This is a genomic window from uncultured Neptuniibacter sp. (genome assembly GCF_947498015.1).
Classification (GTDB): domain Bacteria; phylum Pseudomonadota; class Gammaproteobacteria; order Pseudomonadales; family Balneatricaceae; genus Neptuniibacter.
Window position 1 is genome coordinate 17,595 of record NZ_CANMIR010000019.1, and the last position, 10,607, is coordinate 28,201.

At 47.5% G+C, this 10,607-nt stretch carries 10 protein-coding genes and 1 pseudogene; 7 read left to right on the forward strand and 4 right to left on the reverse strand.

Annotated elements, in window-relative coordinates; genetic code table 11:
- Positions 1 to 8 precede the first annotated feature (8 nt).
- The 4 genes from Q0882_RS16370 to Q0882_RS16385 form a co-directional block, all read right to left on the reverse strand.
- The gene (locus Q0882_RS16370) at positions 9 to 1,469 is read right to left on the reverse strand and encodes a 2-hydroxymuconic semialdehyde dehydrogenase (RefSeq protein WP_299183967.1); all 1,461 of its coding nucleotides are present in this window, start codon (positions 1,467 to 1,469) and stop codon (positions 9 to 11) included.
- A 116-nt stretch (positions 1,470 to 1,585) separates the two neighbouring features.
- Positions 1,586 to 2,509, reverse strand: a complete 924-nt coding sequence (locus Q0882_RS16375) for a catechol 2,3-dioxygenase (protein ID WP_299183970.1) — start codon at positions 2,507 to 2,509, stop codon at positions 1,586 to 1,588.
- Between the two features lie 49 nt (positions 2,510 to 2,558).
- The gene (locus tag Q0882_RS16380; protein ID WP_299183972.1) at positions 2,559 to 2,891 is read right to left on the reverse strand and encodes a 2Fe-2S iron-sulfur cluster-binding protein; all 333 of its coding nucleotides are present in this window, start codon (positions 2,889 to 2,891) and stop codon (positions 2,559 to 2,561) included.
- A gap of 285 nt (positions 2,892 to 3,176) precedes the next feature.
- A complete protein-coding gene (locus Q0882_RS16385) occupies positions 3,177 to 4,865 on the reverse strand; it encodes a sigma-54-dependent Fis family transcriptional regulator (RefSeq protein ID WP_299183975.1) in 1,689 nt (562 codons plus the stop codon).
- 402 nt (positions 4,866 to 5,267) lie between these two features.
- Between Q0882_RS16385 and Q0882_RS16390 the strand changes: the two genes are divergently transcribed.
- The 7 genes and pseudogenes from Q0882_RS16390 to Q0882_RS16420 form a co-directional block, all read left to right on the forward strand.
- The gene (locus tag Q0882_RS16390; protein ID WP_299183978.1) at positions 5,268 to 5,573 is read left to right on the forward strand and encodes a phenol hydroxylase subunit; all 306 of its coding nucleotides are present in this window, start codon (positions 5,268 to 5,270) and stop codon (positions 5,571 to 5,573) included.
- A gap of 32 nt (positions 5,574 to 5,605) precedes the next feature.
- Positions 5,606 to 6,592: an aromatic/alkene monooxygenase hydroxylase subunit beta gene (locus tag Q0882_RS16395; RefSeq protein WP_299183981.1), complete on the forward strand. Its 987-nt coding sequence runs from the start codon at positions 5,606 to 5,608 to the stop codon at positions 6,590 to 6,592.
- A gap of 14 nt (positions 6,593 to 6,606) precedes the next feature.
- The gene (locus Q0882_RS16400) at positions 6,607 to 6,876 is read left to right on the forward strand and encodes an MmoB/DmpM family protein (protein ID WP_299183983.1); all 270 of its coding nucleotides are present in this window, start codon (positions 6,607 to 6,609) and stop codon (positions 6,874 to 6,876) included.
- A gap of 18 nt (positions 6,877 to 6,894) precedes the next feature.
- Positions 6,895 to 8,394 (forward strand): aromatic/alkene/methane monooxygenase hydroxylase/oxygenase subunit alpha, encoded by a 1,500-nt coding sequence (locus tag Q0882_RS16405; RefSeq protein ID WP_299183986.1) that lies wholly within the window; start codon positions 6,895 to 6,897, stop codon positions 8,392 to 8,394.
- A 70-nt stretch (positions 8,395 to 8,464) separates the two neighbouring features.
- Positions 8,465 to 8,827 carry a phenol hydroxylase subunit P4 gene (locus Q0882_RS16410; protein WP_299183989.1) on the forward strand — a complete coding sequence of 121 codons (363 nt, stop codon included), beginning with the start codon at positions 8,465 to 8,467 and terminating at the stop codon, positions 8,825 to 8,827.
- A gap of 24 nt (positions 8,828 to 8,851) precedes the next feature.
- On the forward strand, positions 8,852 to 9,913 hold the full coding sequence (locus Q0882_RS16415) for an NADH:ubiquinone reductase (Na(+)-transporting) subunit F (RefSeq protein WP_299183992.1): 1,062 nt from the start codon (positions 8,852 to 8,854) through the stop codon (positions 9,911 to 9,913).
- A gap of 302 nt (positions 9,914 to 10,215) precedes the next feature.
- Positions 10,216 to 10,607, forward strand: a pseudogene (locus Q0882_RS16420) (hypothetical protein); the annotation flags it as partial.

A 10,607-nucleotide genomic window follows, 5' to 3' on the forward strand; every position in this document is an offset into this window, starting at 1 on the left:
CCACTAAATTAAAGCTTGATGCAGACATTCTTCAGTTCGGTATAGAACTCAAGACCGTGAATACCACCTTCGCGGCCGATACCGGACTGCTTAGCACCGCCAAAAGCGGTACGAAGGTCGCGTAGGAACCAGCTGTTAACCCAGCACAGGCCAACCTCTAGCTGCTCAGCGACTCGGGAAGCGCGGGAGGAGTTCTCTGTCCAGACTGCAGCAGAGAGTCCATATTCAGTATCGTTTGCCAGTTCAACCACCTCCTCTTCGGTATCGAACGGGCGGATATGACAGCAGGGGCCAAAGATCTCTTCTCTGATAACGCGTGCGTTATCATCAAGGCCGGTCCAGATCGTAGGTTCTACCCATGCGCCGGCATTTAAATCAGCGCCCATTTCAGGTACGCCACCGCCGATAACAACATTAGCGCCCTCTTCGACAGCTAATTTGTAGTAGGAGAGAACTTTCTCTTTATGTTCCTGGCTAACCAGTGGGCCGAAATCGACACTTGGATCTTCAGGACGTCCCAGTTTGAGCTTTTCAACACCCTCTTTAAGGCGTTGAACGAACTCTTCGAAGATAGGGCGCTCAACATAGACGCGTTCTGTACCCAGGCAGACCTGACCGCAGTTAACAAAGGCGGAACGCATTGTGCCTTCGATCGCTTTGTCCATATCACAGTCAGCAAATACAATGCCGGGGTTTTTGCCGCCACACTCCATCGAAATGTTACGCAGACCTACAGAGGCCGCACGCATGATCACTTCACCTGTACGGGTTTCGCCGGTGAAGGTGATCGCGTTTACGTCTTTATGGGCTGTCAGGAATGCACCCGCTGAGTCAGGGCCGAAACCGTGAACGACGTTATAGACACCTTCTGGAACACCACACTCATTCATCACTTCACCCAAAAGTGTGGCAGTGGCAGGTGTTTCCTCTGAAGGTTTAACAACAACAGCGTTACCGCAGGCCAGCGCAGGGCCTACTTTAAACGTCATCAGCAGAAGAGGAAGGTTCCACGGGCTGATAACTGCGACGACGCCTTTGGGCGTTCTATGGCCATAGTTAAGTGCGCTTTTGCCATCTGGCGTGTCCAGTTTGAACGCTTCAGTTGGGTGGTTGGCCAGGGTTTCGGAAAACGCTTTAAAGTTGGCCGCGCCTCGTGGAATATCGATATGGGAAGCGATCTTCTGAGGCTTACCTGTATCTAAACATTCTGCTTCAAGGAACTCGTCAAATCGTTCATTGATGCGATCGGCAACACGGTTCAACATCTCGATGCGCTGCGCCTGGGTCATTTTACCCCAGGGGCCTTTCATGGCTGCTGTAGCAGCCGCTACGGCGGCATCAACTTCTGGTTGTCCAGCTTCGTGGACTGTGCCGATCAGGCTATCATCGACCGGACACCGGTTTTCGAAGGTCTTGCCGCTTGCAGCAGCAACAAACTGGCCGTTGATAAAGTTCTTAAATTCTTTCATTAGTCATTCTCAGTCAGAAATAAATTCAGACCCTCCACCCACAGATGAACTGTCATATCGCTGAAGAGGCAGGGGTAAAGGAAACCACCTCTTCAGCTTTTTGTTAGCGACTCTATTTAGGTCAGAGCACTCAGGAAGCGTTCGTTGAGCTGACGATCGTGATAGAAGATCGCTTTACCCAAGTCTTTTGCCAGCCAGGTAACAGGCTCATGATCCGGGTAGTGATAGTCACCGCCACAGAACACTTCGGTGCGGTTACCGGATGGGTCAAAGAAATAGATGGTTTTGCCGTGGGTCAGACCGTGGCGGGTAGGACCGATATCCAGTGAGGTGTCTGTGATCGAGATCAGATCCGCAGCGCGCAGGACATCTTCCCAGGTTTCCAGAATGTAAGAGGAGTGGTGGAACTTGCCTGGTTCCGGGTGTTCAATGAATGCAACATCGTGTGCTTTCATACTGGCTGTGAGGAAGCCTGCCAGGCGTGTGCCCTCGTCATCCACAACCTGCTCGGCAAGATCAAAGCCCAGCACATTGCAGAATAGATCGATCGTACCTGCGATATTGGGTCCGTACAGAAGACAGTGATCAAAACGAGTTGCTTTCATGCCCTTAAGATCCATCGGGAACGCTTCAGGGTTTACTTTGCTAACACCCCATTTCCCAGTCTGTTCTTTTTCAGCGTAGATCTCGAACATATGGCCGGTTGGAGAGTCGAAACGGATGCGGCGGCCACAGCCGTCCAGTTCACCTGCCGGGATCTCTTCAACCTTGCAACCGAACTCGATCAGCTCTTTGTGTAACTGATCAAGGACTTCGTTATTCAGAACTTTGTATCCTACAAAGTCCATGCCGGGTTCATCGGCTTCACGCAGGACGACGGAGAATTTATCTACCTCTGTCCAACCTTTAAGGTAGACACGTCCTTCAGAGTCTTTATGAACTTCAATTAAACCCAGCAGGTCACGGTAGTGGCCCAGAGCTTCGTCCATATCCAATACTCGAATCTGAATATGACCAGGTCGCATTACACCTTTTTTCATTTCACTATCCTCAGCCTTATATTTGTTATGTCGCTTTTGAATATGTTGATTACTTTTCTGCAGCGCTTTTTATTTCAAAATGATCAGATTCGATCTGCATATCTCCGCAGGGATACACCCGGCAAGCCAGGGCAAACCCCTCTGCCAACTCCGTATCTGATATATGTGCTTTACTCATACGTTTGCTGTTGAAACGACCCTCCAGAATGCGGATCTTGCACATCCCGCATCCTCCACCGCGACATCCCACCTCAATACAGTGGGCATTTTCCAGTTCCATGCCTTTCAGCAAGCTTTCACCTTCGATGCACTGATAGCTTTGTTGGCGATTAGTGACCTGAATAAGGAACTGTTGTGGTGTTTGATCTGTTTCAGAGCTCATAGGTATTTCGTAAATCTCAGTTGCTATTACTAAGGCAATCCCTATGCCAGTCTTAGTTTGCGGTGGTTATATTTTTTATTTGAATTTAATAAATCCAATAAAAAACAATTAGTTAAAATAAAATAATAGTAGAAAAGTAAACTAATGTTAGATAAGGATAGTTAGAAAGGAGTCAGTTGGCAAATCATGAAATGATTAAAATTCAAGTGCGGAAATGATGAGTTAATCAAATGCTAAAAAATGCCCAGCCTTTTCAGATTGGGCATTTGCCGAGGTTAGGCAGGGTTATTTCTTCAGGCGGTAAGCCATTTGGGGGCGGGTGATACCCAGTAGACGGGCTGCCTGGGTAACATTACCGCTGGCTTTAGTCATCGCGCTTTCGAGTAGCTGGTTTTCAAAATTGTTCAGATCAAAATTATTTTCCAATAATCGGTCGATCAGTGATTCGCTAGAGGATTCCCCTTCCTCTGAACTGCCCAAAGAGCCTGTGTCACTGATAATGTTTAATGGGTGCGTAGGCTCTGCCAGAGAGGGGAAAAAAGACTTCATATCGATAGTGCGATTGTTGTCAGTCAGGATGATGCCGCGTTCAATCATGTTCTCCAGCTCACGAATATTTCCCGGCCATTTGTAACTGAGCAGCGATTGTAGTGCTTTGTCAGATATCCCTAATGTCTTCTTGTTATACATGGAGTGGTATTTTTCCAGGAAGTGCTCAATCAACAGCGGTATATCTTCAACACGATCTCGCAGTGGGGGGATATTCACCGGAAAAACGTTCAAACGATAAAAGAGGTCTGCTCTGAAGCGGCCCTCTTTTACTGCATTGGCCAGATCTTCATTCGTTGCGGCAACGATCCGTACGTCGATATGTTGAACTTTGTTATCGCCCACACGCTCCATCTCTCCTTCCTGGAGTACCCGGAGCAGGGCTGCCTGGGCTCGAGAGTTAAGTTCGATCACCTCATCTAAGAAGATGGTGCCGCCATTAGCGCGTTCAAATTTACCTTCGCGAGATTGGGTTGCACCGGTATAAGCCCCTTTTCGTACCCCAAATAGTTCCGCTTCTATCAGATCAGGGGGGATGCATGCGCAGTTAACTGCAATAAAGGGTTTATCGGCTCGGTCACTGGATTGGTGAAGGCCTCGCGCGACGATCTCTTTACCTACACCGGTTTCACCCTGAAGCAGGACAGTTACAGTGCTTGCTGAGGCGCGTTGGATCAGATGGCAGACATGCTTAAACGCTTTTGACTGGCCAACGGAGTTAAATAGGGTGTCATCATCGCTCGCACTTCCGCCCATATTTTCACGGAGTGTGGAGATTTCGTAGCGCAGTGCGAACAGTTCTTCAACGATAGGATCTGGGAGTAAACATCTCTCCAGCTCCTCTTGATCCTCCCACTCTTCTGCTGGTTTTCCGACGATATGGCAGTGGTCGTGACCTGCACCGGCACATTCGGTTTCTTTGAAGATGATCTTGCGGCCCATATAGTATGTAGAGAAGCCACTGGCGTAGCCTAATAGCATCCAGCAGATCGGTTCATCAGCCATACCAAACTCATTGATATGTACCTCAGACTCGAAAGAGTCGTACCAGGCGAATTCGCCATAGAATTCACCTTTATCGACATCAAATTCCAGCGCGACTGGTTCTACTCGAACCATCCCTTTTATACAGTGAAGTTGCGGACCTACTAAGAAGGCTTGTGCTTTTGAAATCTCCGGGCGGATTTTGTGAGCCAGCTCAGCGTCTTTCATCCCACTTTGATAGCCAAAACGCATCAAAAAGCCTCTGGCTCTCTCTAAGCCGAGTGATGTCACCAGCTCTTTGCGCAGTGATCCCATGACTGCTGAGTGAATGAGCAGCATCCTCTGCTCATCTAGCCAAACTTTACCATCCTCGTAATCGAATTGAATTTTTGAGATCAGATCTTCAGAGGTTGGAAACTGCAATTCTGGGTGTTCGCTCATTCGTGTATCGCCTTATTTATTTTTCTTATATGCCGCTCAATTATTCGATTGAGAAGAGTTCTGTTAAGAGAGCGTCTTCTAAGCAAAAGTTGTGCACAGTTGATCTGTGCGGGATCTGCTTAATAAGTGCTCAAAATGAACAGAGCGGCTGAGCAAATAATTAATATTTAACCTAAGCCTAATCATTTCATCACCCTTTGGGTAGGGGGGTGGGGTAATTCTTTATGTCGATGTTTTGCCTGATTGATAGTTCTTTTTAATTTAATTAATTCGCTTTTATGTCCTTTAAAAACAATTGGTTAGTTTGTTTTTTAGGGCGGGGTTTTTGATCTGGTTGTGCCGGGATGGCACAGCACTTGCTGTTAGCTTTCTGACTATGGATCAAAAGGTGATTTGAACGAAATGACAAACGCAGACTTACACATGCATCAGGGTAGAGGCTCCCAATCATTTGATCGATTGGTGAAATATATCCGTGTGCGCAGTGCTAAAGGTGCACGGTTCGTTGAGTTCGATTTCGCCATCGGTGACCCAAGTCTGTTTGTTGAGTTAGTAATGCCTCAAGGGGCATTTGATCACTTCTGCGAGAAGAATGAAGTGGTTCATATGACAACTGAGCAGATGCAGGCCGTTGATGCCGAAATGGAAAAATGGCGCTATGGGGAAGAGACCCTGATGGCCCATAACCACGATCGCGCAACCCAATAACAATAAACAAGTTTTGCTGGGGCACAACCGCAATGACTATTGAAATCAAAACCTCGACGCTAGAGCCGGTTCGCAACACGTTTGCACATATTGAACGTCGATTTGGTGATAAGCCGGCGACCCGTTATCAAGAAGCGACCTATGATGTGCAGTCGGAAGAGTATCTGCACTATCGTCCGTTATGGCAGCCGGAGAAGCTGTTAAATGACGCAAGCCGTACGGCGATCAAAATGAACGATTGGTACGCGTTCAAAGATCCACGTCAGTTCTATTACGGAACCTATGTCCAGCAGCGTGCCAAAATGCAGGAGGTTGCAGAGAATAACTATGCGTTCTTTGAAAGGCGTAACCTCGCAAACCTGCTGACTGAAGAGATGAAAGCGAAATTGATTCGCTATCTGGTACCGCTGCGTCATGCCGAGCACGGGGCGAATCTGAATAACATGTATGCAAGTGCATACGGTTACGGTACTGCGATTACTCAGGCCTGTCTCTATAACGGTATGGATCGGCTGGGGATCGCACAGTATCTGTCACGTATAGGGCTGATTCTCGATGGTAACAGTGGTGACTCTCTTGCTGAAGCCAAGCTCAACTGGACCAATGAATCGATCTGGCAGGGCTTGCGGGCTTATGTTGAGAAAATGACAGTCACAGAGGACTGGTTTGAGGTTCTGGTTGCTCAGGATGTGGTGCTGGATGCATTGATACTTGATCTGTTCTACACCCAGTTTGATGAGTGGCTACAAGCGAATGGTGCTCAGGATGTTGGTATGTTGACTGAGTTTGTTCAGGTTTGGGCAAAAGATACCAATCGTTGGGTGGACGCAACATTGAAAATAGCAGCAGCAGAGTCAGATGAAAACAAAGCGTTGCTGGAACAGTGGATCAGCAGTTGGAAAGAGAGTGCTGTTAAAGCGCTGACGCCACTGGCGGAAGAGATGTTGGGTGCAGAGGCAATGACACAAGCTTCAGCTGCTCTGGATAAGCGTCTGGCAAAAGCTGGGCTATTCAAATAAGAGGGATTCAACGCATGTCAAAAGTATATATCGCACTGCAGGATAACGATGAGTCACGTTACATCGTTGAAGCCATTGAAGAGGATAACCCGGAAGCAACAGTTATCCACATGCCCGCAATGATTCGTATCGAAATGGAAGGTCGCCTGACCGTCAACCGGGAAACGGTTGAAGAGAAGATGGGGCGTGACTGGGATGTTCAGGAGCTGCATCTCAATCTGATCACTCTGGGCGGCAATGTTGATGAAGACGATGACAGTCTGAGCCTGCATTGGAACGAATAAGAATAAAAGGTTTGTATCATGGCTAAGAAATTAAATATCAAAGATAAATATCGTCTGCTGACGCGAGATCTGGATTGGGATTTCTCCTATGAAGATCGTAAAGAGGCGTTTCCGTTTGAAGAGTTTGAAGGGATCAAAATTACTGATTGGTCCAAGTGGGAAGATCCCTTCCGTCTGACTATGGATTCCTACTGGAAATACCAGGCGGAGAAAGAGAAGAAGCTGTACGCTATTTTTGATGCTTTCTCGCAGAACAATGGTCATCTGAATGTCTCAGATCCCCGTTATGTGAATGCGATTAAGATCTTCCTGACCGGCGTTTCGCCGCTTGAGTATCAGGCGTATCAGGGGTTTGCACATGTGGGACGCCAATTCGGTGGTGTCGGTGCACGTGTTGCCTGTCAGATGCAGTCGCTGGATGAGCTGCGTCACGTTCAGACTCAGATCCATGCGATGAGTCACTACAACAAGTTCTTTGACGGATTCCAGGATTACAGTCATATGCATGACCGTGTCTGGTATCTATCGGTACCTAAGTCGTTCTTTAACGACGCTCGTGCTGCTGGCCCGTTTGAATTTATGATCGCGATCGGGTTCTCATTTGAGTACGTACTGACAAACCTGCTCTTCGTTCCGTTTATGTCGGGTGCTGCTCACAACGGTGATATGGCGACAGTGACATTTGGTTTCTCTGCTCAGTCTGATGAAGCCCGTCATATGACGCTGGGACTCGAGGTGATCAAATTCCTGCTGGAGCAGCATGAAGATAATGTTCCGATTGTTCAGAAGTGGATCGACAAGTGGTTCTGGCGCGGTAGCCGTCTACTGACCATCGTTGCGATGATGATGGATTACATGCTGCCGAACAAAGTGATGTCCTGGAAAGAAGCCTGGGAAGTTTACTTTGAAGAGGCGGGCGGTGCGCTATTTAAAGATCTGGCTCGTTATGGCATTAAGATGCCGAAATATGCTGAGACGATCGAGAAAGAGAAAGAGCATATCTCCCATCAGGCATGGTGGACATTCTATACCCATGGTCATGCTGCTGGATTCCATACCTGGATCCCTACAGATGAAGAGCTGGACTGGCTATCTGAGAAGTACCCAGAGACGTTTGATAAATACTATCGTCCGCGCTGGGAACTGGCGAAGAAGATGGAAGCGGAAGGCAAACGTTTCTACACCAAGGCACTGCCGCAGCTCTGTACAACCTGTCAGATACCGATGCTGTTCACTGAGATGGATGATCCGACTCAGATCTGTTATCGCGACACTGTCTACAATGGTGATCGTTATCACTTCTGCTCTGATGGTTGCAAAGACATCTTTGAGGATGAACCAGAGAAGTATGTTCAGTCCTGGTTGCCTGTTCATCAGATCTTCCAGGGTAATTGTGGCGGACCTGATGTCGAAAATGTCCTGGCAGATTTCTACCGTATGAATCTGGGGGCAGACAACATGGATATGACCGATTCTCCAGATGAGAAACGCTGGAAACAGTGGAAAGGTGTTGCCTGATCCGGTAACAGAAGAATAACAAGGTTGCAGCTCTCCTGTAGGGCTGTGACCAAGATCAGAGAGAATAACAATGCCTGTAAATGCAATTACGCCTGATTATAAAGGCGAAGTACTCGATAAACAGGAAAATTTCAACGGTAATCAGGTGGTATATGTCGGTTGGGATCATCACATGATGTTCTGCGCTGCTTTTGCTTATCCGGTACCGCCAGAGATGTCATTCAAAACATTGCTACATGAAGTGATACCGGAAGCGTTCAGTCTGCATGAAGAGTTTTCCAGTGTGAACTGGGAAACGACTGAATGGTTGCTGGATGGTCAGCCATTCATACCACAGATGGATGTTTCCCTGAAGGAACAGGGCGTGAATCATAAATCCCTGCTGCGTTTTCAAACGCCAGAGCTGAAAGGTTTTCAGAACGCAGGTGTATAAGAGAAATAGAGTGGGGAGAGCAATATGACCTATGAAGTAACAATTGAACCTACAGGTGATGTGATTGAAGTGGATGAGGGGCAGACGATTCTTGATGCAGCTCTGCGTCAGGGCGTTTGGCTGCCATTTGCATGTGGTCACGGTACTTGTGCAACCTGTAAATGTCAGGTGACTGAGGGTGATGTCGATCTGGGCAATGCCTCTCCCTTTGCTTTAATGGATATGGAGCGCGATGAAGGGATGATCCTGGCGTGCTGTGCTACGCCAGAATCAGACCTGGTCATCGAAGCTGATATCGATGTTGATGATGACTTTGAAGGTTATCCGGTACGTGATTTCAGAGGAACTGTATCTCAGATCGTGGATCTATCACCCACAATCAAAGGGATACATTTCGAGCTGGATGATGCGATGGAGTTTCAGGCAGGGCAGTATATCAATCTGAATATCCCTGGTGTTGAAGGTTCGCGTGCTTTTTCGATCGCCAACAAACCTTCAGATAACACAACACTGGAACTGCATGTACGTCAGGTTCCGGGTGGTGCGGGAACAACCTATCTGCATGAGCAGTTGCAGGTTGGAGATGAACTTGATGTTTCCGGTCCTTACGGGCAGTTCTTTACCCGTAAGTCAGATCAACAGGGCGCGATATTTATTGCGGGTGGATCAGGTTTATCCAGTCCGCAATCGATGATTCTGGAACTGCTGGAGGAGGGTGATAATCGAGAGATCTACCTTTTCCAGGGGGCGCGAAATGTATCCGAGCTCTACAATCGTGAACTGTTTGAATCATTGGAAAAAGAGAATGAGAACTTCCATTATATTCCAGCACTGAATGCACCCGAGGAGGGTGAGAGCTGGGATGGGTTTACGGGGTATGTTCATGAAGCAGCTCAGAAGTACTTCGATGGACGCTTTGATGGACATAAAGCGTACCTCTGTGGCCCACCTCCGATGATCGATGCAGCGATTACGACTCTGATGCAGGGGCGTTTGTTTGAGCGTGATATTCATATGGAGCGCTTCTTTACCGCTGCAGATGGTGCTGAAGAGCAGCCGAGATCGGCTCTGTTCAAACGGATCTAATCTGTATAACCCCTTCAAAAACCAGTCGAAAGGCTGGTTTTTTTTTGTCCGAAGAAGCCATCTTAAAACTAAGGGTAACGATTTCGTCAGGCCTGAGTCTGCTTTTGATGATTTGATGAATGAATAGGTGAAGTGATAGTTGATTAAATCATAAATTTATTGGTAGTTCTTATGTAACTGTTTGAAATATATATATTTTATGTGTTTTTTGTCAGGTCTTTTTAGAACTGGCATAACGGTTGCAATCATTAAGGACGTACTGGTGTAAAAGCGCCATAAAAAAAGCTATTGGTGATGTAATAATGACGTCGATAATTAAAACAACATACGTCGACAATCGGACAGCGAAGCTGCAACCGAACTACGTAGTCAGAGGAATGAAAGCAGCGTTAGTTGCCGTGGCCGTTCCTGTTTTTTTAACTGGGTGTGAAGCGCCGCTTGATCTTGATGGCGTGAATAGCGAACTTGAGAAACAGGTTCGTCGTACGGATCAGTTCCAGGGTATTGCGGTTAATGACAAAACAATTGTGACCGTTGGGGCAGACGGTGTTGTTGTAACCACCCCGATTGGGCAGTTGGATTGGAAGCGCCAGCAGATCGAGGGTACCCCTGCGCTGGTTGATATCGCCGCCTGCCCTGACCAGCGCTTTGTGGCGCTGAGTATGGATAAACAGGTCTGGCAGAGCGTGGATAA